The organism is Pseudomonas shirazica (assembly GCF_015168335.1).
In the GTDB taxonomy this organism is placed as follows: Bacteria; Pseudomonadota; Gammaproteobacteria; order Pseudomonadales; family Pseudomonadaceae; genus Aquipseudomonas; species Aquipseudomonas asiatica.
Window position 1 is genome coordinate 1,898,923 of the sequence record NZ_CP063456.1, and the last position, 23,273, is coordinate 1,922,195.

General features: G+C 64.0%; 19 protein-coding genes and 1 pseudogene. 11 read left to right on the forward strand and 9 right to left on the reverse strand.

Annotation, left to right across the window (positions count from 1 at the left end):
• Window positions 1-78: 78 nt before the first annotated feature.
• Both IMX18_RS08780 and catR read right to left on the reverse strand, forming a co-directional pair.
• Complete coding sequence (locus tag IMX18_RS08780; protein ID WP_100413450.1) at window positions 79-1,413, reverse strand: D-serine ammonia-lyase; 1,335 nt, start codon at window positions 1,411-1,413, stop codon at window positions 79-81.
• On the reverse strand, window positions 1,410-2,288 hold the full coding sequence (gene catR, locus IMX18_RS08785; protein ID WP_015270758.1) for an HTH-type transcriptional regulator CatR: 879 nt from the start codon (window positions 2,286-2,288) through the stop codon (window positions 1,410-1,412). The genes IMX18_RS08780 and catR overlap by 4 nt, the downstream gene beginning before the upstream one ends.
• Before the next feature lie 135 nt (window positions 2,289-2,423).
• Between catR and IMX18_RS08790 the strand changes: the two genes are divergently transcribed.
• The 5 genes and pseudogenes from IMX18_RS08790 to IMX18_RS08810 all read left to right on the forward strand — a co-directional run bounded on the left by IMX18_RS08790 (window position 2,424) and on the right by IMX18_RS08810 (window position 7,269).
• Complete coding sequence (locus tag IMX18_RS08790; protein WP_015270757.1) at window positions 2,424-3,551, forward strand: muconate cycloisomerase family protein; 1,128 nt, start codon at window positions 2,424-2,426, stop codon at window positions 3,549-3,551.
• Window positions 3,552-3,599: 48 nt separating this feature from the next.
• On the forward strand, window positions 3,600-3,890 hold the full coding sequence (catC, locus tag IMX18_RS08795; RefSeq protein WP_013973066.1) for a muconolactone Delta-isomerase: 291 nt from the start codon (window positions 3,600-3,602) through the stop codon (window positions 3,888-3,890).
• Window positions 3,891-4,064: 174 nt separating this feature from the next.
• A pseudogene (locus IMX18_RS08800) lies at window positions 4,065-4,433 on the forward strand (dioxygenase family protein); the annotation flags it as partial.
• A gap of 116 nt (window positions 4,434-4,549) precedes the next feature.
• Complete coding sequence (locus tag IMX18_RS08805) at window positions 4,550-5,044, forward strand: GNAT family N-acetyltransferase (RefSeq protein WP_015270756.1); 495 nt, start codon at window positions 4,550-4,552, stop codon at window positions 5,042-5,044.
• A gap of 128 nt (window positions 5,045-5,172) precedes the next feature.
• Entirely contained in the window at window positions 5,173-7,269 is a 2,097-nt protein-coding gene (locus tag IMX18_RS08810) for a putative bifunctional diguanylate cyclase/phosphodiesterase (protein WP_043935690.1), read from the forward strand.
• A 136-nt stretch (window positions 7,270-7,405) separates the two neighbouring features.
• On the opposite strand, the gene IMX18_RS08815 is transcribed toward IMX18_RS08810, so the two are convergent.
• Window positions 7,406-8,230 (reverse strand): aldo/keto reductase, encoded by an 825-nt coding sequence (locus tag IMX18_RS08815; RefSeq protein ID WP_015270754.1) that lies wholly within the window; start codon window positions 8,228-8,230, stop codon window positions 7,406-7,408.
• A gap of 247 nt (window positions 8,231-8,477) precedes the next feature.
• Here IMX18_RS08815 and IMX18_RS08820 point away from each other — a divergent pair, with 247 nt between their 5' ends.
• On the forward strand, window positions 8,478-9,356 hold the full coding sequence (locus tag IMX18_RS08820) for a DMT family transporter (protein ID WP_015270753.1): 879 nt from the start codon (window positions 8,478-8,480) through the stop codon (window positions 9,354-9,356).
• 177 nt (window positions 9,357-9,533) lie between these two features.
• Here the strand turns inward: IMX18_RS08820 and IMX18_RS08825 are convergent, their stop codons facing one another.
• Together IMX18_RS08825 and IMX18_RS08830 are read right to left on the reverse strand one after the other, a co-directional pair.
• On the reverse strand, window positions 9,534-10,130 hold the full coding sequence (locus IMX18_RS08825) for a hypothetical protein (protein WP_015270752.1): 597 nt from the start codon (window positions 10,128-10,130) through the stop codon (window positions 9,534-9,536).
• 98 nt (window positions 10,131-10,228) lie between these two features.
• Complete coding sequence (locus tag IMX18_RS08830) at window positions 10,229-11,134, reverse strand: LysR family transcriptional regulator (RefSeq protein ID WP_013973059.1); 906 nt, start codon at window positions 11,132-11,134, stop codon at window positions 10,229-10,231.
• A 362-nt stretch (window positions 11,135-11,496) separates the two neighbouring features.
• Here IMX18_RS08830 and katG point away from each other — a divergent pair, with 362 nt between their 5' ends.
• From katG to IMX18_RS08845, 3 genes are all read left to right on the forward strand, one after another.
• Complete coding sequence (gene katG / locus IMX18_RS08835) at window positions 11,497-13,743, forward strand: catalase/peroxidase HPI (protein ID WP_015270751.1); 2,247 nt, start codon at window positions 11,497-11,499, stop codon at window positions 13,741-13,743.
• Between the two features lie 216 nt (window positions 13,744-13,959).
• A complete protein-coding gene (pssA, locus tag IMX18_RS08840; protein WP_217190146.1) occupies window positions 13,960-15,288 on the forward strand; it encodes a CDP-diacylglycerol--serine O-phosphatidyltransferase in 1,329 nt (442 codons plus the stop codon).
• Window positions 15,289-15,514: 226 nt separating this feature from the next.
• The gene (locus tag IMX18_RS08845; RefSeq protein ID WP_054572596.1) at window positions 15,515-16,657 is read left to right on the forward strand and encodes a GGDEF domain-containing protein; all 1,143 of its coding nucleotides are present in this window, start codon (window positions 15,515-15,517) and stop codon (window positions 16,655-16,657) included.
• A gap of 220 nt (window positions 16,658-16,877) precedes the next feature.
• Here IMX18_RS08845 and ppnN read toward each other — a convergent pair whose 3' ends face one another.
• Together ppnN and IMX18_RS08855 are read right to left on the reverse strand one after the other, a co-directional pair.
• Window positions 16,878-18,251, reverse strand: a complete 1,374-nt coding sequence (gene ppnN / locus IMX18_RS08850) for a nucleotide 5'-monophosphate nucleosidase PpnN (RefSeq protein ID WP_015270745.1) — start codon at window positions 18,249-18,251, stop codon at window positions 16,878-16,880.
• Between the two features lie 212 nt (window positions 18,252-18,463).
• Window positions 18,464-19,525 carry a YeiH family protein gene (locus IMX18_RS08855; RefSeq protein WP_015270744.1) on the reverse strand — a complete coding sequence of 354 codons (1,062 nt, stop codon included), beginning with the start codon at window positions 19,523-19,525 and terminating at the stop codon, window positions 18,464-18,466.
• 111 nt (window positions 19,526-19,636) lie between these two features.
• Between IMX18_RS08855 and IMX18_RS08860 the strand changes: the two genes are divergently transcribed.
• Entirely contained in the window at window positions 19,637-20,524 is an 888-nt protein-coding gene (locus IMX18_RS08860; RefSeq protein WP_015270743.1) for a LysR family transcriptional regulator, read from the forward strand.
• Window positions 20,525-20,535: 11 nt separating this feature from the next.
• Here IMX18_RS08860 and pncB read toward each other — a convergent pair whose 3' ends face one another.
• Both pncB and IMX18_RS08870 read right to left on the reverse strand, forming a co-directional pair.
• Window positions 20,536-21,735: a nicotinate phosphoribosyltransferase gene (gene pncB / locus IMX18_RS08865; protein ID WP_015270742.1), complete on the reverse strand. Its 1,200-nt coding sequence runs from the start codon at window positions 21,733-21,735 to the stop codon at window positions 20,536-20,538.
• Window positions 21,732-22,382 (reverse strand): isochorismatase family protein, encoded by a 651-nt coding sequence (locus IMX18_RS08870; RefSeq protein WP_015270741.1) that lies wholly within the window; start codon window positions 22,380-22,382, stop codon window positions 21,732-21,734. The genes pncB and IMX18_RS08870 overlap by 4 nt, the downstream gene beginning before the upstream one ends.
• A 137-nt stretch (window positions 22,383-22,519) precedes the next feature.
• Here IMX18_RS08870 and IMX18_RS08875 point away from each other — a divergent pair, with 137 nt between their 5' ends.
• Window positions 22,520-23,224, forward strand: coding sequence for an NUDIX hydrolase (locus IMX18_RS08875; RefSeq protein WP_015270740.1), 705 nt, complete (start codon window positions 22,520-22,522; stop codon window positions 23,222-23,224).
• Window positions 23,225-23,273: the final 49 nt, after the last annotated feature.

Genomic DNA, 23,273 nt, shown 5'->3' on the forward strand with positions numbered 1-23,273 from the left:
GTGCAGGGCACCGGCTTCGCCGGTGTTCGCGGGTAAACCCGCTCCCACAGGTACAGCGCTGCCCCCCCCCAATAATCCTCAGCCCCTCCCTTTGGCCAGATAGGCCGCAAACTCCGCCTCCGGCACCATGCTGCCACCGGTCCCCCAGACCAAATGCGTGGCCCTTTGCATGCGCCCGGCCGACAGGCCCATGCGCGCCAGGTACTCAGGCGCTTCAAGCACCCTGACCATGCCCGGCATCCCCGCCAGCGCCGAAGGCTCCAGCCGCGCATTCTCCTGGTCATGGGCCAATACCAACAGCCGGTACAGCGCCTCGTCGCTGACTGTGTAATAGCCATCGAGCAAACGCTGCATCGCCTTGCCGACAAAGCCGGAAGGGCGGCCCACCGCCAGGCCGTCGGCGGCGGTCAGGTTGTCGATGCCGAAATCCTGCACGCTGGTGGCGTCATGCAAACCGCTATACACCCCCAGGAACATGCACGGTGAGTGGGTGGGCTCGGCGAAGATGCAGTGCACATGGTCGCCCCAGATCAGTTTCAGGCCGAACGCCACGCCACCGGGGCCACCGCCGACCCCACAGGGCAGGTAGACGAACAAGGGGTGCTCGGCATCTACCTTGATGCCCGCTGCTTCGAACTGGGCGGCCAGCCGCTCGGCCGCCACTGCATAGCCGAGGAACAGGTGTGGCGAGTTCTCGTCGTCGACGAAGTAGCAGCCCGGGTCCGCCGCCGCCTGCTGGCGCCCTTGCTCCACCGCCACGCTGTAGTCGCTTTCGTACTCGACCACGTTCACGCCATGGGCGCGCAGCTTGTCCTTCTTCCACTGGCGGGCATCGGCCGACATGTGCACGGTGGCCTGGAAGCCAAGCCTGGCGCTCATGATGCCGATCGACAGGCCGAGGTTGCCGGTCGAGCCGACCGCAACCTTGTACTGGCTGAAGAATTGCCGGGCCTGGTCGCTGGCCAGTTCCCGGTAATCGCTGTCGAGGCTGATCAGGCCGGCCTCCAGGGCCAGGTCTTCGGCATGCTTGAGCACTTCATGAATACCGCCGCGGGCCTTGATCGAACCAGAGATCGGCAGCTCGCTGTCGGCCTTGAGCCAGAGTGAGCCGCTGGCAGGCAGGCCAGCTGCCTGCAGCAAGGTGGCGTGCAGTTTGGGCAGCGGGCGCAGTGGCGACTCGATGATGCCGCCGGTGGCAGCGGTATCCGGGAACACGCTGGCCAGGTAGGGGGCAAAGCGTGCCAGGCGGGCACTGGCAGCACTGACATCGGCGGCGCTCAAACCGACGTCGGCCAGGGCCTGGGCGGCAGGGGCAATGTGCGGGTTGAACCAACGGGTTTCGCGCAGGGCCACCAGGTCGTCGATCAGGGGGTGGGAGCTGCACCATGCTTGCAGTGTCTTGCCGTGAATCATGCTGTTTTTTCCTGTTGTGCAATCAATGTCAGGCAGCGCTGCACGATCGGGCTCACATCGCCCTTGCGTCGGCTGAGGATGATCGGGCTGACGGCGCCGTTGTCGTGCAGGCTTACATATTCGATATCGGTGCGGTGCTGCTGTTGCACCGACGCCGGCACCAGGGTCACGCCTACGCCGACGGCCACCAGACCGATGGCGGTCTGCAGTTCGTTGGCCCATTGGCTGACGCGGATGCTCATGCCGTGGTGGGCGAACAGTGCCAGCACATGGTCGGCATAGCTGGGCCGCGGGTTGGCCGGGTAGAGGATGAACGCCTCGCCAGCCAGCTGGGCAAGTGTAAGCGGGCTGCTCGCCAGCGGGTGACCCTTGGGCAATACCGCCACCAGCGGGTCCTCGCACAGCACTTGCTGGTGAATGGCCGGGTCATCGATGCGAATGCGCCCGAAGGCGATGTCGATGCGCCCGCTTTTCAGCGCCTCCACCTGCTGCAGCGTGGTCATCTCGTTGAGGCCCAGTTCCAGCTCGCTGTCCTGGCGCAGCTCGCGGATCAGCTCCGGCAGCACCTTGTACAGGGTCGACGGGGCGAAGCCGATCCCCAGCCACTGGCGCTGGCCCTGGCCGATGCGACGGGTGTTGTCGCTGATGTTCTGCAGCTGCTGCAGCACGGTACAGCTCTGTTCGTAGAAGAAGCGACCCGCCTCCGTCAGCCGCAGCGGGCGCTCGCGCACTACCAGCAAGGTACCGAGCTGGTCCTCGAGTTGGCTGATCTGCCGGCTCAGCGGCGGCTGGGCAATGTGCAGCAGCTCGGCGGCGCGAGTGAAGTTCAGGGTTTCGGCCAGGACCTTGAAGTAACGCAAGTGGCGCAGCTCCATCAGACCTCCAGGGTATGGTGGGAGATTCATTCGATATTGGACGGCTATCAGGGTCTCGCGCAATCCTTGAACAAGCAAGTAAATGCACCACTCGGGCCTGCGGCTGGCAGCCCGAAACAACGGGACCTGGCAACAATGACAAGCGTGCTGATTGAACGTATCGAGGCAATTATCGTCGACCTGCCGACCATTCGCCCGCACAAGCTGGCGATGCACACCATGCAGCAGCAGACCCTTGTGGTATTGCGTGTTCGCTGCAGTGATGGCGTGGAAGGCATCGGCGAGGCCACCACCATCGGCGGCCTGGCCTATGGCTACGAAAGCCCGGAGGGCATCAAGGCCAACATCGATGCGCACCTGGCGCCGGCGCTGGTTGGCTTGCCGGCTGACAACATCAACGCCGCCATGCTCAAGCTGGACAAGCTGGCCAAGGGCAATACCTTCGCCAAGTCGGGTATCGAAAGCGCCTTGCTCGATGCCCAGGGCAAACGCCTGGGCCTGCCGGTCAGCGAACTGCTGGGTGGCCGCGTGCGCGACAGCCTGGAAGTGGCCTGGACCTTGGCCAGCGGCGATACCGCCCGCGACATCGCCGAAGCCCAGCACATGCTGGAGATTCGTCGGCATCGGGTGTTCAAGCTGAAGATCGGCGCCAACCCGTTGGCCCAGGACCTCAAGCACGTGGTGGCGATCAAGCGCGAGCTGGGCGACAGCGCCAGCGTGCGGGTCGACGTCAACCAGTACTGGGACGAATCCCAGGCCATCCGTGCCTGCCAGGTGCTTGGCGAAAACGGCATCGACCTGATCGAGCAACCGATTTCGCGTATCAACCGCAGCGGCCAGGTGCGCCTGAACCAGCGCAGCCCGGCACCGATCATGGCCGACGAGTCGATCGAAAGCGTCGAGGACGCCTTCAGCCTGGCTGCCGACGGCGCGGCCAGCATCTTCGCCCTGAAAATAGCCAAGAACGGCGGCCCGCGTGCCGTACTGCGTACCGCGCAAATCGCCGAGGCTGCCGGCATCGCCTTGTATGGCGGGACCATGCTCGAAGGCTCGATCGGCACCCTGGCTTCGGCTCATGCCTTCCTGACCCTGCGCCAGCTCACCTGGGGCACCGAGCTGTTCGGGCCGCTGCTGCTGACCGAAGAAATCGTCAACGAGCCGCCGCAATACCGCGACTTCCAGCTGCACATTCCACGCACCCCAGGCCTGGGCCTGACCCTGGACGAACAGCGCCTGGCGCGCTTCGCCCGTGTTCGCGGGTAAACCCGCTCCCACAGTGTTCGCGCCAAATCAGAGAAAGGAGAAACCAGCATGCTGTTCCACGTGAAGATGACCGTGAAACTGCCGGTCGACATGGACCCGGCCAAGGCCGCCCGGCTCAAGGCCGACGAAAAGGAACTGGCCCAGCGTCTGCAGCGCGAAGGCACCTGGCGCCACCTGTGGCGCATTGCCGGGCACTACGCCAACTACAGCGTGTTCGATGTACCCAGCGTCGAGGCGCTGCACGACACCCTGATGCAGCTGCCGCTGTTCCCGTACATGGACATCGAAGTCGACGGCCTGTGCCGGCACCCCTCGTCGATTCACAGCGACGACCGCTGAGTCGCACCTGTCTACCTGACAAGAACAAGATGAGGCAAGCACGATGACCGTGAAAATTTCCCATACTGCCGATGTTCAGGCGTTCTTCAAGGAAGTGGCCGGCCTGGGCCATGCCGAAGGCAACCCACGCTTCAAGCAGATCATCCTGCGTGTGCTGCAGGACACTGCACGCCTGGTTCCATCGTGCCGTCGGGGTACGGTTGCGATCCGCAGGGACCAACCCAGGAATGCCTGGACCTGCTCGGCCGTCACGGCCAGCGCCCGGCGCATGTGCACTTCTTCATCTCTGCGCCCGGGCACCGGCACCTGACCACGCAGATAAACCTGGCCGGCGACAAGTACTTGTGGGATGACTTTGCCTATGCCACCCGTGACGGGCTGGTCGGCGAGCTGCGCTTTGTCGAGGATGCTGCGGCAGCGCGTGCTCGCGGCGTAGAGGGTGAGCGCTTTGCCGAGCTGGCGTTCGACTTCCATCTACAGGCGGCCAAGGCGCCAGACGCCGAGGCACGCAGCCACCGCCCGCGCGCGTTGCAAAACAGTTGAGCCCTATCAATCGATGACTGGTTTTTGCCTGGGCCTTTCCGTGCGGGGAGGGCCTGGGCTTTTTGCTGCCAGGGGCGGTTGATCTAGAATCCGCCTTTTTACCCGAGCCCCTCACCATGCTGCCCATCGAACTGTTGGCAACCACTGCCGACCAGGCCCCGCTGATTCGCAACCTCTATCAGTTCTACGCCTACGAGTCCTCGGACTGGGAGCAGGAAGACGTCGAAGTGGACGGCCGCTTCTATATCCATGACGAGCACCTGCAACGTTACTGGGGGGCCGATGGCTGGGGCGCGTACCTGGTGCTGGCAGACGGTTTCATCGCCGGTTTCGTGCTGGTCGAACGCAGCGAGCTGCCGGGCATCGACGCGTTCGAACTGGCTGACCTGTTCATCCTGAAAAAGTACCGCCGACAGGGCATCGGCCGGGCGGTGGCATTGCAACTGCTGGGCGGCGAGGGCGACTGGCTGATGCGCTGTTACGCACAGGACATGCCTGCCGTGGCCTTCTGCAATGCCGTGCTGGCCGAGCTGTCGCGCCCGGCGCAGCCCATAGCCCTGGATGACGAACCGGGCTTGCTCAATTTTCTGGTCACGGGCGCCCGCCATTGAGGGGGTTGCCAGCCTTCGTTCGCTAATTGAAGGGATCGTGGCTTTTTGTGAGCTACTTCACAAAGTCGTCGTCGAAGGCATAATGCCACCAATCCTTTTCATGCCTTTCGAAGGCCCAGGTAAAGTTCATGTCGCTAGTCGCAAGCCCCGACATCATGTACCGGCTGTTGATCCAGAGCGTGGTGGACTATGCCTTCTACCTGCTCACCCCCGAAGGTATCGTCGCCAACTGGAACCCCGGCGCCCAGCGCGCCAAGGGCTACCTGGCCGAGGAAATCGTCGGCAAGCACTACTCGTTGTTCTACACCGATGCCGAGCGCGCCGCCGGGCTGCCGGCGCTGAACCTTGAGCAGGCCCGCAGCACCGGGCGCTTCGAAGAGATCGGTTCGCGCCTGCGCAAGGACGGCACGGTCTTCCATGCCCATGTGGTGATCGACGCGGTGTACGACGATGCCGGGCAACTGGTGGGTTTTGCCAAGGTAACCCGCGACATTTCCGAGCGTCACCGGCAAGAGCTGGAACTGCTGCAGGCCAAGGAGCTGGCCGAGCAGTACAGCCAGGAAATGGCCAAGCTGTCGCAGTTCCTTGATTCGGTGATTGCCAACATCCCCGCCAGCGTCATTGTCCAGGACCTGGAGAGCCAGCGCATCCTGCTGGCCAACCAGCAGGCCGAACGCCTGTTCGGCGGGCCGCAGCGCAGCATGATCGGGCAGTTGCCCGGCGAGTGCCTGGCACCGGGCGTTGCCGGTTACCTGGAACAGCAACTGGCCCGTGGCGCCCGCAGCACCAAGGGGCATGCTGCCGAAACCCGGGTCGACACGGCCTGTGGCCCGCGCACCCTGCGCAGCCGCACCTTGCTCAGCCAGAACCGTGAAGGCCAGGCCGACTATGTGTTGTTCGTTGCCGAAGATGCCACCGAAGAGCTGGCCGCCCACGCGCAGATCCACCACATGGCGCACCACGATGCGTTGACCGGGCTGCCCAACCGCACCCTGTTCAACGAACGCCTGCGCCAGGCCCTGGTGCGTGACAGCGAGCACGCCAAGCTGACCGCTGCACTGTGCCTGGACCTGGACAACTTCAAGAACATCAACGATTCGCTGGGCCACGCCTTTGGCGACAAGCTGCTGCGCGCGCTGGGCAAGCGCCTGCGCCGCGAACTGCGCGAGCACGACACCCTGGCCCGCCTGGGCGGCGACGAGTTTGCGGTGGTGCTGACCGGCCTGGAAGGCCGGGAGGCCGCATGCAACACTGCGCAGCGCCTGATCAACGCGATCTGCCCACCGTTCCAGATCGAGGGGCACCAGTTCACGGTGGGGGTGAGCATCGGCATTGCCATTGCGCCGGAAGACAGCGACCAGGCCGAGCAACTGCTGGGCTACGCCGACATGGCGCTGTACGAGGCCAAGCGCAACGGTCGCAACCGCTACGAGTGCTTCAGCGTCGAACTGGACGTCGCCGCCCGCCAGCGCCGCCTGGTGGAAACCGACCTGCGCACTGCGCTGCACCTGGGCCAGTTGCAGCTGCACTACCAGCCGGTGGTCGACCAGCAGACCAGCAGCGTTACCGGCTATGAGGCGTTGCTGCGCTGGGAGCACCCGACCCGTGGCATGGTCATGCCCATGGACTTCATCCCCATCGCCGAGGAAACCGGGCTGATCCACGAACTGGGCAACCGGGCGCTGAACCTGGCCTGCCAGGAGGCGGCCAGCTGGGACAGCGAGCAGACGGTGTCGGTCAACCTGTCGGCGGTGCAGTTCAAGAATGCCAACCTGGTGCACACCGTGGCCCTGGCGCTGGCCGACTCCGGCCTGCCGCCACAGCGGTTGGAACTGGAGGTCACCGAGTCGGTGCTGCTGGGCAACAGCGAGGAAAACGTGCGTACCCTGCGTGCACTGAAGGACCTGGGCGTGTCCATTTCGCTGGACGATTTCGGCACCGGGTACTCCTCGCTGGGTTACCTGCGTTCGTTCCCGTTCGACCGGATCAAGATCGACAAGTCGTTCGTGCATGACATGTGCGACAGCCGCGAGGCGATGTCGATCATTCGCGCCATTACCGACCTGTCCAACAGCCTGATGATCAAGACCACGGCCGAGGGGGTTGAGTCGGAGGAGCAGATGCGCCGGTTGGTGGCGGAGGGTTGCTCGCACTTCCAGGGTTACCTGTATGGGCGACCGGCACCGGCGAACGAGCGGTTGAAGCAGGTCGTGACGCTGGCATAGTGCCCGTTGGCCTGCCGCGGTCTCCTGTAGGAGCGGCCTTGTGTCGCGACAGGGCCGCAAAGCGGCCCCGGCGATATCAGCGGCGCAGCTGAAAATGTGGGGCCGCTGCGCGCCCCTTCGCGACACAAGGCCGCTCCTACAGGTTCCAGTCCGGCGCAAACGGCGGGCTCACCACCCGCTGGTCCTTCGGCAACCCGGCGATCGCCGCGCGGTCCTCGTCATCCAGTTGCACGTTCGACGCCGCCAGGTTGGCCAGCTGGTTCTCGCGGCTGCCGGCCTTGGGGATCACCGCCACGCCGTCCTGGTCCAGCAACCACTTCAGCGCCACCTGGCTGGGCAGTACGCCATGCTTGCGGGCGATCGCCTGGATCACCGGCTGAGCCGCCGCCTGCCCACGGGCCAGCGGGGTGTAGGCGGTGAGCAGCAGGTCGTGGCGGCGGGCGTAGTCCAGCAGCGGTTGCTGGCCGAGCAGCACGTGGTATTCCACCTGGATCGCCGACAATGGCGCGCCCAGGGTTTCCACCACCTGGCGCAGCAGCCCCAGCGGGAAGTTGGCCACGCCGATGCTGCGCGCCTTGCCCTCGTCACGCAGGGCCACCAGGGTTTCGATGCTGCGGGCCAGGTCCCAGTCCTGGCTGGGCCAGTGGATGTGGAACAGGTCGACCTGCTCGGTACCCAGGGCGCGCAGGCTGTCCTCCAGCGACTGGCGCATGGCCTTGGGCGCCAGGCGATCCCACCATACCTTGGTGGTCAGGTGAATCTGCTCGCGCGGTACATCGCTTTCGCGCAGTGCCTGGCCGACGGCGGCTTCGTTGTCATAGGCAGTGGCAGTGTCTATGTGCCGGTAACCCAATTCAAGCGCCTGGCGCACGGCCTGGGTGCACTCGCTGCCGGTCATTGGCCAGGTGCCCAGGCCGATCGCGGACAGGGCCAGGCCGTTACGGGTGGTGAGCCTTTGCATGTAAATTCCTTGTAGGGTGTGCAGGGTTCGCATTCGATGGTCGGCGATCAGCACGGTACGGGCCATGCGCGTGGGGCGGAAAGTGGTCGATCAGCGAACAGAAATTGCAGTCGGCCTTGGCTGGCGGCGATTGAACTTCCTTATTCTTCGGCATCTCTTCTAAAATCCGAGCTGTTGCATCCGCCAGGCAACGCCTGCGCGGCCTTCACTGGGCGCCGCATCAAGCCGCGCCGTCATCGAGAGTGCCATGAGTTCCAGCACACCGCTGTCCGGAGTCAACCAACCCCTGCGCGGCATCGCCCTGGTGGTGGTGGCGACGTTCCTGTTCGCCAGTCACGATGCCCTGTCCAAGTTCCTGGGCGGCCTGTACCCGATCATCATGGTGGTGTGGGCGCGGTATGTGGTGCACACGCTGCTGATGGCCGGGATCTTCCTCCCCAAGGCCGGCCTCAACGTGCTGCGCACTCGCCGCCCTCTGTTGCAGACGTTACGCGCCCTGAGCCTGCTGAGTACCAGCCTGCTGTTCACCACCGGCCTGCAGTACCTGCCACTGGCCGAGGCCACGGCGGTCAACTTCCTTGCCCCGGTGCTGGTCACTGCGCTGTCGGCGCCACTGCTGAAGGAGCGGGTGACGGTGGGGCAGTGGGTGGCGGTGGTGATGGGCTTCATCGGCGTGCTGGTGGTGGTGCACCCGGGCGGGGCGATGTTTACCCCGGCCATCCTGTATCCGTTTGGATCGGCGCTGGGCTTCTGCTTCTATCAGTTGCTGACGCGCATCCTGGCCGCGCACGACAGCCCGACCACCAGCAATTTCTATGCGGGGTTGTGCAACACCCTGGCGATGAGTGCGTTGGTGCCGTTCTTCTGGGAGATGCCGCGTTGGGACCATGCGCTGCTGATGCTGGCGCTGGGGGGCTTTGGCATGACGGCGCACCTGCTGCTGACTCAGGCCTTCCGCCATGCGGCACCTGCCTTGCTGGCGCCATTCAGCTATTGCCAGATCGTGTTCGCCGGGTTGCTTGGGTTGGTTGTCTACAGCCAGGTGCCGGACACCCTGAGCCTGGTGGGCATCTCGGTGATCTGCCTCAGCGGGCTGGGGGCGGCGTGGATGCAGCGGGGTAAGTAGAAGCTTTACCGCGGTTATTACAGCTACAGCACCGACCTGTAGGAGCAGCCTTGTGCTGCGAAAGGGCCGGTGTGGCAGAAGAAATTCTGTGGCGGTACTGGCCTCTTCGCAGCACAAGGCTGCTCCTACAGGCCGGTGCTGTGCCCGAGCATTTGCGCTATATCAGTGAAGGGGGCCTCAAACGCGACCCTTCAACAGCGCCTGCAACGAATCGTCAAAGTCCCGCAGCGCATCCGCCTGCACCGCCCGCTCATCCTCGACCACCCTCGCCACATCGCCCAGACTCTTGCTTGCCCGTCCCTCAGCGCGGCCGATATAGGTCAGCTGGTCATCGAAAAAGCGCGCTACTACCCTGCTTTCGATATCCGCACTGGCCAAACGGCTTTCGGTGTCCAGCAGCACGATCACGTCCGGGTGGTCGCCCAGCAGTGTGTCCAGGTCGTCATAGAAAGTCACTTCGGCAAACTGCTGCGCCAGTGACCGCGCCAGCCAGTCATACGCCTGGCTTTCGCTGCCCAGGGTCGCAACAGGGACACGTTGGCCATGGGCCGGTGCGCCTGCCTGGGTGCGATGGCTGCCGAGGTATTCGAGGGTCGCTTCGGCATCACGCCCCAGCAGTACCGCCACCCGTTGGCCAGGGGCCAGGGCGACACTGGAAATTGCCGTGGCCGAATAGAAGTGCCCGTAAGGCTGCGTGTCGGTAGCTGCCGGGCTGGCACAACCGCCAAGGGCGGCCAACAAGGCGAGCAGGGCAGCGATCATGCCGGTTTTCATGGGAGCCTCATCAATCGGTGTATGCCGCCATCTTCCGCCCGGGCTGACCGCAGGGGAACTTGATGGCATTCATGGTGGCTATCGATGAGGTCGATGCATCACTGCGTGGCCATGAACTGCAGGATGCGCTCGCGCAGCCAGCGCTCGGCCGGGTCATTGTCCTGGGCACCGCTCCAGACCATCGACAGTTCGGCCTCGGTGATGTCGAACGGCGCCGGGTCGGCGCGCAGGCTGCCGTCGTCGGCCAGGGCGCAGGCGGCATAGTCTGGCACCGTGGCGATCAGCTCGGTGTTGCGCAGCAGGGCGCGCAGGCTGCCGAATTGCGGCACCGCCAGCACCACCTTGCGGCAGCGGCCGATGCGTGCCAGGTCAAGGTCGATATTGCCGCTCATGTCACCGGAGAACGACACCATCACATGCGGGCGGGCGCAGTATTCGTCGAGGGTCAGCGGGCCCGGGCGGTCATCGGCGCGCAGCACCCGCACGCCGATGTTGCGCAGCTTGCGGCGCTTGGCGGTGGCCGGCAGGTCCGTGGTGTAGCTCACGCCCACCGAAATTTCGCCGCTGGCCAGCAGCCCCGGCATCAGCAGGAAGTTGGCCCGGCGCACCACCACACTGATATTCGGGGCCTCTTCGCGCAGCGCCTGCAGCAGGGCCGGGAACAGGCCGAATTCGGCATCGTCCGACAGGCCCAGGCGGAACACGTTGCAGCTGTTGACCGGGTCGAACTCGCGGGCGCGGCTGATGGCGGCGGAAATCACATCCATGGCCGGCCCCAGCTCGGCGAAGATCTGCATGGCCCGTGGCGTGGGCTCCATGGCCCGGCCGTTGCGGATCAGCAGCGGGTCGTCGAACAGCTCACGCAGGCGGGCGAGGGCGGCGCTGACGGTTGACTGGGTGATGAACAGCTTTTCGCCGACCCGGGTCAGGTTGCGTTCGATCATCAGGGCTTCGAACAGTACCAGCAGGTTCATGTCGACGCGGCGCAGGTCGTTGCGATTCATGAGGGTACGGGTTCCGGGTTGGAAGGGTTGGCGTTGTATTGGAGCATGCGGACAGCTTGGTTGCCTTGTATGGATGTGCCGGCCTGTTCGCGGGCACGAACCTGACAGAGCCAAGCTATCGCCCCTCAATAGGCACTCTATTAGAACTCTGCCCAAGCTCGGCTAGTCTTTCCCCTGGCCCCGCGAATTCTGCCAGCGGGCGGCATGTCAGCACCTTTGTGCAAGACCACGCCAACCCCGTCATGACAGCTTCGCAAGCCCCGTGTAGACCTGATGAGGGGTAGCACGAGCCCACGCGCTCGGCTGAAAGAACACCTGGCATAGACCGGAAATCTGGATAACCGACCCAAAGGTACCCGCAGATGTCGAACGAATCGAAATGCCCGTTCCATCAAACCGCAGGTGGCGGCACCACCAACCGTGACTGGTGGCCTGACCAGCTCAACCTGAGAATTCTTCATCAACATTCCTCCAAATCCGACCCGATGGACCCGGATTTCGATTATGCCAAGGCGTTCAAGAGCCTCGACTTCCAGGCGCTGAAGAAAGACCTGACCGCCTTGATGACCGACTCCCAGGACTGGTGGCCCGCCGACTTCGGCCATTATGGCCCGTTGTTCATTCGCATGGCCTGGCACAGCGCTGGTACCTACCGTATTGGCGATGGCCGGGGTGGTGCAGGCTCTGGCCAGCAGCGCTTCGCCCCGCTCAACAGTTGGCCGGACAACGTCAGCCTGGACAAGGCCCGGCGGCTACTGTGGCCGATCAAGCAGAAGTACGGCAACAAGATTTCCTGGGCCGACCTGATCGTGCTCACCGGCAACGTCGCCCTCGAGTCCATGGGCTTCAAGACCTTCGGCTTCTCTGGCGGGCGTGCCGATGTGTGGGAGCCGGACGAAGATGTGTACTGGGGCTCGGAAAAGGTCTGGCTGGGCGGTGACACCCGCTACGGCAAGGCCCAGCCGCCCGGCAAGGGCGACCTGGTGGCGGAGCCGGCCAAGCGCCCCGAGGAGCAGGGCCGTACCCTGGAGGGCGAGCGCAACCTGGAAAACCCGCTGGCCGCCGTGCAGATGGGCCTGATCTATGTGAACCCGGAAGGCCCGGAAGGCAACCCCGACCCGGTAGCCTCGGGCAAGGACATCCGTGACACCTTCGGCCGCATGGCCATGAACGATGAAGAAACCGTGGCGCTGATCGCCGGTGGCCACGCCTTTGGCAAGACCCACGGTGCCGGCCCTGCCGACAACGTCGGCCCCGAGCCGGAAGCAGCAGGCCTGGAGCTGCAGGGGTTGGGCTGGGCCAACAAGTTCGGCAGCGGCAAGGGTGGCGATACCATCACCAGCGGCCTGGAAGTGACCTGGACTTCGACCCCCACCCGATGGAGCAACGAATACCTCAACAATCTGTTCAACTTCGACTGGGAACTGACCAAGAGCCCGGCTGGTGCCCACCAGTGGCGGCCGAAGGAGGGCAAGGGGGCAGGCACCGTGCCGGATGCCCATGACCCGGCCAAGCGCCACGCGCCTTCCATGCTCACCTCCGACCTTGCGCTGCGTTTCGACCCGATCTACGAGCCGATCGCCCGCCGCTTCAAGGATAACCCTGACCAGCTGGCGGACGCCTTCGCCCGCGCCTGGTACAAGTTGATCCACCGCGACATGGGCCCATTGGCGCGCTATCTGGGCCCGGAAATGCCCAACGAAGAGCTGCTGTGGCAAGACCCACTGCCAAAAGTCGATCACCCGCTGGTAGGCGAGCAGGACATTGCCGCGCTCAAGGCCAAGGTGCTGGCGGCGGGCCTGAGCGTTGGCGAGCTGGTGGCCACTGCCTGGGCAGCCGCGTCGACCTTCCGCGGTTCGGACAAGCGTGGCGGGGCCAATGGTGGCCGCCTGCGCCTGGCGCCGCAGAAGGATTGGGCGGCGAACCAGGGCACAGGCAAGGTGCTGGCGGCGCTGGAGAAAATCCAGGCCGAGTTCAATGCCGGTGGCAAGAAAATCTCCCTGGCCGACCTGATCGTTCTGGCCGGTGGCGCCGCAGTGGAAAAGGCTGCCAAGGACGCCGGGCACAACGTCAGCGTGGCGTTCCGCCCTGGGCGTGTCGATGCCTCCCAGGCGCAGACCGACGTCGAGTCGTTCGCCGTGCTGGAACCGCTGGCCGATGGCTTCCGTAACTTCACCAAGGCCCGCTACAGCGTCAAGGCCGAGAAACTGCTGCTGGACAAGGCCCAATTGCTGACCCTGACCGCGCCGGAACTGACCGTGCTGATCGGTGGCCTGCGTGTGCTCGGCGCCAACCATGGCGGCAGCCAACAGGGCGTGTTCACCGACAAGGTCGGTACCCTGAGCAACGACTTCTTCCGCAACTTGCTGGACATGGGCGTTGAGTGGAAGCCGACCTCGGCGGATAACGAAACCTTCGAAGGGCGTGATCGCAAGACCGGCCAGGTGAAGTGGACCGGTAGCCGGGTTGACCTGGTGTTCGGCTCCCATGCCCAGTTGCGGGCATTGAGCGAGGTGTACGGCAGCAGTGATGGCCGGGACAAGTTCGTGCGGGACTTTGTCGCGGCCTGGGAAAAGGTCATGGAGCTGGATCGCTTTGACCTGAAATAGCTTTGTCAGAAATGGGGGCGCTTTGCGCCCCTATCGCGACACAAGGCCGCTCCCACAGGTTCGGCGCCGCATGTGGATTCGGCGCTGGCTTGTAGGAGCGGCCTTGTGTCGCGATAGGGCTGCAAAGCAGCCCCATGCTATCCGGGGGCTGGACCATTTCAAACTTCCTGTGCAAGCTGATGCACGACAGTGATTGCACACAGAAGGTGATCGTTCTTGAACCCCGAATCCATGCTGGCGGCATTGCCAGGCTACGCCATGTCGGCCGAGTCGATCCAGGTGCTGCCCGATGCCAAGGCCTACCGCGCCTGCCTGCTCGAGCGCATCCGCGCCGCAACCCGGCGTATCGTCATCGTTGCGCTGTACCTGCAGGAAGATGAGGCTGGCCAGGAAGTGCTGGATGCCTTGTACCAGGCCAAGGCCGCGCGGCCCGGGCTGGAAATCACCATCGTGGTCGACTGGTTCCGTGCCCGCCGCGGCCTGTTGGGTGCCGGGCGCCAGCCGGGTAACGCCGCCTGGTACCAGGCCCAGCGCCAGCACCATGGGCTGGATATCGTCATCCATGGCGTGCCTGTGCAGACCCGCGAGCTGTTTGGCGTGTTGCACCTGAAGGGCAGCATCATCGACGACTGCGTGATCTACACCGGCGCCAGCCTGAACAATGTGTACCTGCACCGTTTCGACCGTTACCGCCTGGACCGCTACCACCTGTTCCAGTCACCAGAGCTGGCCGACGCCATGGTCGGGTTGGTGCGTCGCCTGCTGCACCACACCGCCACACCGCGCCTCGACCTGCCGGCGCCACCCTCCACCCGCAGCCTGCGCGGCGACATCCGGCGCTTGCGCGCGCGGCTGCGGCGCATGGCCTATGAGGCACCGGCCAGCGGGGCGGGGCAGGGCCTGCGGGTTATCCCGCTGTTGGGTGTGGGCCGTGGCAACCCGCTGAACCGTGCAGTGTGCGCCTTGCTGGCTGCGGCACGCACGCAGGTCATCATCAGCACGCCGTATTTCAACCCTCCCCGGGTGCTGATGCGCGAACTCGACCATGCCCTGGCGCGTGGCGTGCGGGTGGAACTGATCGTTGGTGATCGCACGGCCAACGACTTCTATATCGCCCCCGGCGAGCCGTTCAGTGCCAGCGGTGCGTTGCCCTACCTGTATGAAGACAACCTGCGCGCCTTCACTCGACGTCGCCACGCTGCGATTGCCAGCGGCCAGCTGCAGGTGCGGATCTGGAACGACCCCGGGCATACCTTTCATGCCAAGGGCGTGTGGGTTGACCAACGCTATTCGTTGCTGACCGGTAACAACCTGAATCCGCGCGGCTTCAATCTGGACCTGGAGAACGGCCTGCTGATCGATGACCCGCAAGGGCAATGGCTGGGGCCAAGGGAAGCAGAGCTGGCCGAGCTGCGCCGGCATGCGCCGAAGATCGGCTCGGCAGAGGAATTGGGGGCCAAGGCCGAGCACCCCAAGGATGTGCGCAGGTTCCTGCGGCGGCTGCGCTGTAGCCGGCTGGAGCCGCTGATCAAGCGGGTGCTCTAAGGGCATTTGCGCGCTTTTGCGGAAGCGGCCTTGTGTCGTGTGGTGTAAACGGCACGCTGATGTCAATATGACATTTCGCCCGCACGGGTATTGGCCAGGGCTGGGCTATCATTTGCAGGCTGGTGGTGTAAGGCTCCTCTGAAAAGTCATCACGAGCGCATACAATCGGGCCTTTTCCTCGTTAACCAGATAGGCCAATCCGTTTATGGCGCTTGATCCACCCACGATGCTGACTATCTCGATCGCCCTGGCTGCCGCGGCTGCGTTGTACCTGGCGATCGAGTGGCGCAGCGTTCGCGAGCCGTCGCTGCTGTTCTGGAGCGCAGGCTTTGCCACCATCACGATTGGTTCCACCCTGGCCTTGCTGCGCGGTATCGGTTTGTTGCTGATCGGCATCTGGTTCGCCAACGGCTTGCTGGTGGTGGCGCACTGGTTCTTCCTGATGGGCGTGTTGCGCTTCACCCAGGTGCGGCTGTCGCGTATCTGGTTATCGGTGGTGCTGGTGTGGTTCGCCTTGCTGCTGTTGCCTGTGGGGCCGCAGTGGTCGAAGGTGATGCTGATGGTCAACTCGTTGCTGGTGGCGCTGTTGACGCTCAAGGCCAGTTGGCTTTTGCGGCCGCATGGCAAGTCGCTGAGTGTTGGTGCCGTGCAGTTGCGCTACGTTTTGCTGGTTCATGGGTTGTTCTATGTGGCCAAGGCGATCATTGCGATCACACCGGGTACGCTGATTGACCTGGCCACCTTCGGTGGGTTGATCATTCAGGTTTCGTTGGTCGAAGGTGCGATGGCGATCATGCTGATTGCCTTGTCGATGACCGGCACCGTGCGCTACCGCCGAGAGGAGCGGATTGCCCGTCTGGCGGCCCGGGATCCATTGACGGCGCTGTACAACCGGCGCGCACTGGAGGTGCGGGCGGGGCCTTTCTTCAAGGCAGTGGATTCAACGCAGCCCGGGGCCTTGCTACTGATCGACATCGACAACTTCAAGCTGGTCAACGACCTGCACGGGCATGTTGCAGGGGACCGCTTGCTGATTGCCCTGAGCGAGATGATTCGCACGGTGCTGCCCGAGCGCTCGCTGGCGGCGCGGCTGGGCGGTGATGAGTTCGTCATTCTGCTGTGTGGTACGAGCAGCGAGCGGGTCATGGAGCTGGGTGGACTGCTGCGCGAGCAGTTTCAGCAGTATGCAAGCAAGACGGTGCCTACGCCGCAGCCGGTCACCTTGAGCATCGGCGCCAACCTGTTCGACCAACCGCCGACGAGCCTGGCGGCCTTGATCGAACAGGGGGATGTCGCCTTGTACCAGTCCAAGCGCGGTGGGCGCGACAGCATCCGCTTCGTCGAACGACCGATGGCCGACCTCAGTTAGTAGCAGTTTTGCCTTTGCGTCTGCCTTTGCTTTTTGCTTTTGCTTCTAAGCGCGCGATAGTTCAGGCGCCGCCGATTGCGACTTAAGGGACCCGCCGTAAGGGCGGAAAGGTGACTTGGCGCCACCATCGCGAATGAATGCCTACTCGATGTGAATGCCCACATCCAAAAAGCCAAATAGCTGCAGGCCCCGTCCATGGGGCCTCAGCAAGAATGGCGAATCAGGTCACCACCTGATAGCACGGTACATACGCCGCGCCGCCCGGCAGCTTCATCCGGTGCTGGTCGACGAACGCCTGCAACAGCCGGCCCAGTGGGTCCAGCACGGCGCTGTCGCCACGGATCTGATACGGCCCGTGTTCCTCGATCAGGCGGATGCCCTTGTCCTTCACGTTGCCGGCGACAATTCCGGAAAACGCCCGGCGCAGGTTGGCGGCCAGTTCGTGGGCTGGCAGCTCGCGGCGCAGGTCGAGGTCGGCCATGGCCTGGTGGGTCGGGTCGAACGGGCGCTGGAAGCTCTCCTCGATCTTCAGCAGCCAGTTGAAATGGAAGGCATCGTTGCGCTCGCGGCGGAACTGCTTCACCGCCTTGAGCCCTTCGACCATGTATCGGGCAACTTCCGCCGGGTCATCGATGATGATCTCGTACAAGCGATGCGCCGCCTCACCCAGGGTGGCGCCGACGAATGCGTGCAGCTGTTGCAGGTACGGCTCGGCGCTGCGCGGCCCGGTGAGTACCACCGGGAACGGCAGCTCCTGGTTGTCCGGGTGCATGAGGATGCCCAGCAGGTAGAGGAACTCCTCGGCCGTGCCGGCACCGCCCGGGAAGATGATGATGCCGTGGCCGACACGGACGAAGGCTTCCAGTCGCTTCTCGATGTCCGGCAGGATCACCAGTTCGTTGACGATCGGGTTGGGTGCTTCGGCGGCGATGATGCCGGGCTCGGTCAGGCCCAGATAGCGGCTGCCGTGCATGCGTTGCTTGGCGTGGGCAATGGTGGCGCCCTTCATCGGGCCCTTCATCACACCCGGGCCGCAGCCAGTGCACACGTCCAGCTTGCGCAGGCCCAGCTCGTGGCCGACCTTCTTGGTGTACTGGTATTCCTCGCTGCTGATCGAATGGCCACCCCAGCACACCACCATCTTCGGCTCCACGCCCGGCCGCAGGGTGCGAGCGTTGCGCAGCAGGTGGAACACGTAATCAGTGATGCCCTGGGAGCTTTCCAGGTCGATGCGCTGGCTGGCCAGCTCGCTTTCGGTGTAGACGATGTCGCGCAGGGCGCTGAACAGCATTTCACGGGTGCTGGCTATCATTTCGCCATCGACGAAAGCGTCTGCCGGGGCATTCAGCAGCTCCAGGCGCACGCCGCGGTCCTGTTGATGAATACGCACCTCGAAGTCCTGATAGGCCTCGAGGATGGTCTTGGCATTGTCGACATGGGCGCCGGTGTTGAGGATGGCCAGGGCGCACTGGCGGAACAGGGTGTAAAGGCTACCGGTACCGACTTCACTCAGTTGCTGCACTTCACGTTGTGACAGCGTCTCCAGGCTGCCTTTGGGGCTGACGGATGCATTGATGACATGGCGTTGAGGCATCTAAGTCTTTCCTGTGCGGGTAAAACATCCTTCTTTGACAACACCATACCGAGAAATGTGGGCGGCAACGAGGGGGGGCAACAAAAACCTCATCAGACCGAGCCGCCTGCTTCGCGGGTAAACCCGCTCCCACAGGTACGGCGCAGGTTCTGAAAGCAGCGCAATACCTGTGGGAGCGGGTTTACCCGCGAAGCAGGCGGCTCGGTCTCAAGTCATCCCAACAGCTTCTGCACACCCAGGGTAATCGCCACGCCACCAAACACCAGCCAGAGGTTGAGAATCGCCCCGGTGGCCAGCGCCCGCGGCCCAGCCTGGCGAATCTGGCTGAGGCGCGTCTCCATCCCCAGCGCGGTCATGGCCATGGTCAGGGCGAAGGTATCCAGGCTGTTGACCGCCTGGGTCACGCTGCCCGGCAACACCTGCAGCGAGTTCACCAGCACCAGCGCGAGGAAGCCGAAGGCGAACCAGGGCATGGCGATGCGCCCGTTGCCCTGTGCCTGGCCCGGCTGGCGCGCGCGGCTGATCCAGAGGCCCACCACCAGCAGCACCGGTACCAGCAGCATCACACGGGTCATCTTGACGATGGTGGCGATATGCGTGGCCTCGGGGCTGACGTTGCTGGCGGCACCGACCACCTGGGCCACCTCGTGAATGGTGCCACCCAGGAACAGCCCGGCGCCCATGGTATCCAGGTGCAGCCAGCCGGCATTGATCGCCAATGGGTAGAGGAACATCGACAGGGTGCCGAACAGCACCACGCTACCAACCGCCATGGCGCTTTTATGCGGTGCGCTGCGCAGGGCCGACTCGAAGGCCAGAACCGCAGCGGCGCCGCAGATGGCGCTGCCTGCGGCGGTCAGCAAGGCGGTATCGCGGTCCAGCTTGAACAGCTTCATGCCGCACCACAGGCCGATCAGCAGGGTGCTGGACACCACCAGCAACGACACGATGAGCCCGGACCAGCCGACTTCGGCTATTTCCTGCAGGCTCACCCGCAGGCCGAAGAAGGCCACGGCAATGCGCAGCAGGCCGCGGGCGGAAAAGTTGATACCCGCCGCCCAGCTGGCGGGAACGCCGTCACGCAGTGCATTGCCGTAAAGCGCACCGGCGACGATACCGACGATCAGCGGGCTGATACCCAGGTTGGCGATGGCGGGCAGGGCGGCCAACTGGGTGACCGCAAGCGCGAACAGCGCGACGAACAGAATGCCATTGAGCCGCCCTCGGGTAGAAAGGGTAGGTGCAAAGGCGGGGTTGGACGGAGCCGTGGCCATGTGAGTCCTCCGGAAAGGTGTTTCGACATGGACTACGTTAATCTGGTTATAAGCTTATAAAAAATCGTAATTTAGGATGGCAAATATCCATTTAGCTGATATTTTTGATTCATGACCCCAGAACAACTGATAACGTTCGCCACCGTCGCCGAGCACGGCAACATCAGCCATGCGGCCCAGGCCCTGCACTTGTCGCAGCCGGCGGTGTCTGGCCAGCTCAAACTGCTGCAGGAGGCCTTTGGCGAGCCGCTGTATCAGCGCGCCGGCCGTGGTGTGCGGCTTACAGCAGCTGGCGAGCAATTGCTGGCCCATGCCGAGCGCCTGCGTGAAACCTTCCGTCAGGCCCAGGCACTACGCGAGGCCATGCGCGGGCTGGAGCGCGGTACCTTGCGCATCGGCGCCAGTACCACGCCGGCCAGCTACCTGCTGCCTTACCTGATTGCCGATTTCCATGCCCGCTACCCGGAGGTGTTGGTGAGCACTTCCAATGGCAATACGGCAGAAATCGTCGCTGCGCTGGACAGCGTCGATATCGCCCTGATCGAAGGGCCGCCTGGGCAGGAGCTGCCATTGGGCACGGCGGTGACGGCGTGGCGGGAGGACGAGATCGTGGCCATCGTGCCACGTGGTCATCCGCTGGCCGGCAGTGATCGGCAGACACTGGCGTCGCTGGGGGCTTACCCGTTGGTGCTGCGCGAGAGCGGCTCGGGTGTGCGACAGATCGTCGAGCGGGCATTTGCCCGCAGCGGCGTGGCGATGCGCGTGGCGCTGGAAATTGCTGGCGTGGAAGGGGTGAAGGAGGCAGTGCGAGCCGGGATGGGGATTGGCTTTGTGTCGGCGATGTCGATCCGACATGAGGACGGGGCGTTGCAGCGGTTGCAGGTTGTGCCGCAGGCGTTGGTGCGGCGGTTTTCCATTCTGGTGCCGCATGCAGCCACCCCGTCGCGGGCTGCGGCGCGGTTTCTGGAGTTGTGTGTTGGTCTGCAAGAGGTGGGGTGATTGTGCTGGCCTCAATCCACCCGAAAGACATGCTTCAGATAGGCCACGAAGTTCTCATCCCGGCACTGTGTCTTGCCTGGGCTGTCGGAAATCTTGGCCACTGGTGCCCCATTGCAGGCCGTCATCTTGATCACGATATTCATCGGCTCCACGCCCGGGATATCGCAGGTCAGCCTGGTACCAATGCCAAAGCTCACATTGATCCGCTCATGCAACGCCCGGTACAACCCCAGCGCCTTGGCAAGGTCCAGCCCGTCGGAAAAGATCAGGGTCTTGCTCTTCGGGTCGATCCCCAGCCGCTCATAGTGGGCAATGGCCTTTTCCGCCCAGGCCAGCGGATCGCCTGAATCGTGCCGCAGGCCATCGAACAGCTTGGCGAAGTACAGGTCGAAGTCGCGCAGGAACGCGTCCATGGTAATGCAGTCGGTCAGGGCGACGCCCAGCAGCCCCCGGTACTCCCGCACCCAGCATTCCAGCGCGGCAGCCTGGCTGTCGACCAGGCGCGGGCCGAGTTGCTGGTGAGCCATGAACCACTCGTGGGCCATGGTGCCGATCGGCTTGAGCTGGTATTCGCGGGCCAGGTGCACGTTGCTGGTACCGACAAAGCGGCCCGGGAAGTCACGCTTCAGAATGTGCACCACCTCTTCTTGCACCCGGTAGGAGAAGCGCCGCCGGGTGCCGAAGTCGGCCAGTTGGAAACCGGCCAGTTCTTCGGCGCTGGCCTCGGCCTTCAGCCAGTCGAGGTTCTGATACAGGCGCTCGCGGACCTGCTCGATCACCACCTCGCGATAACGGTAGCGGTTGCGCACCTCGCTGATGATCGCCAGCAGCGGGATCTCGTAGAGAATCACGTGCAACCACGGCCCGCGCACGCGAATCGCCAGTTGCCCGGCATCATCCAGACCCACCTGCACATAGCGCAGGTTGAAGCGGAACAGGCTGAGAAAACGGATGAAATCCGGTTTGATGAACGGGATCTTCTCCAGGTAGGCGAGCTGGTCATGCGTGACGCTGACATCGGCCAGTTGCTCTACCTGGTAACGGATTTCCGCCAGGTAAGGTGCGAGGTTCTCGCCGTTACGGCAGCGGAATTCCCATTCCACCTCGGCGTTGGGGTAGTTGTGCAGCACCGCCTGCATCATGGTGATCTTGTAGAAGTCGGTGTCCAGCAGGTTCTGGATGATGCGTGGGCCGAAAACGCTGTCGCTCATGGGCGGTCTTCCTTGATCAGAGAGAGCTGGTGGTCGAGCGCGGCTTCGTCGCCGCAGAGGATCACGCCCTCGGCGGCCAAGGCGCCACATGCTTCGATGGCGCCTGCCTGGGTGAGGGCGCGGCAGGCCGGCAGGTACAACAGCACCTGGAAACCGGCCTGGCGCAATTGGCGCGCAGTGGTCCTGACGCAATAGTCCAGGGCCAGGCCACCGACGATCACCGCGCCCACCTGCTGCACCTTGAGGTACTCGATCACCCCGGTGGAGCGGCGTTCGGCCAGGTCGTGGTAGCAGGCGCCGTAGGGGTGCAGGTCGGGCTCGACGCCTTTCCATACGAAATAGTCATAGTCGATGGGGGCCGGCAGGCCGGGCAGCAACTCGAAGCCGGGTGTGCCGGGCACGCAGTGGCTGACCCAGGTCAGGTCGGCGTTGGCCAGCTGCAGGGGCTGCAGCATGTGCGCGGGGTCGGCGACTACCCAGGCGGCGTTGGCCGGGTGGGCGTCCTTGCTGCCCAGGCGCAGGTCGGCGCGCAAGGCCATGGTATTAAGATCTACCGCGATTTCATGGCCTTCGGGAACCGGCAGCTCTTGCGGCACGTTGCTGGTGAAGCCGTTCTGGGCGTCGACATCGAAACTGGCGATCTTCATGGCGGTTCTCCTCGCTGGAATGGATACATAATTCACTTGGTGTATTAAGTGTGTCAAGCAACTTTTGAGACGGGCTTTCTGCTTGCCTTACTTAGATGCTCTGGTGGATTATGGTGAGCTGAACAAGGAGTCGCCCCGTGAGTACAGTCGAAGTCCTGGCCAGCGTCGATATCGTCGCCCTGCGCATGGCCCCCGAAGCTCAGCATCTGCAGGTGCTGTTGCACCGTCGTGAGCGTGAACCGCATGCCGGCCAGTGGGCCTTGCCCGGGGTGATCGTCAATGGCCGCACCCCCGACACCAGCCTGGAAGCTGCTGCCGAGCGTGCACTGCGCGAGAAAACCCAGGTTGTACCGTGCTACATGGAACAGGTAGGTACCGAGGGCAATGCCTTTCGCGACCCGCGTGGATGGTCACTCAGCACCTATTACCTGGCTTTGCTCGAACCCGGGCAGGCCGTTGAGGGCGAGCACCTGGCATTTTTCGACTTGGACAGCGTATTGGCGCGCAAGGTGCTGTTGCCCTTTGATCACAACCTGTTGGTGGAGCGCGCCCGTGAGCGGCTGGCGGCGAAGACGGTGTACAGCAGCCTGCCGCTGTATCTGCTGGCGGAGAAGTTCACTGTGCTGGATGCGCTAGGCGCGGTGCAGGCGTGCCTGGGGCAGGCGGTGAACAACACCTCGCTGCGCAAACGCCTGGAGCGCTTGCGCGAGCTGGGGTGGGTGAGGGACACCGGGGAGAAGAACCAGCCCAGGCTGGGCCGGCCGCAGCAGTTGTATCAGTACACGCCACAGGGGGAGCGGGCGTTCATGTTCGATCGCAGTCTGCTGCCTGAGGGCGCTTAGTCGCCTGCATCAGTGTGCGCAGCGGTTGGCATCCTGTTCTCCGCGGGTG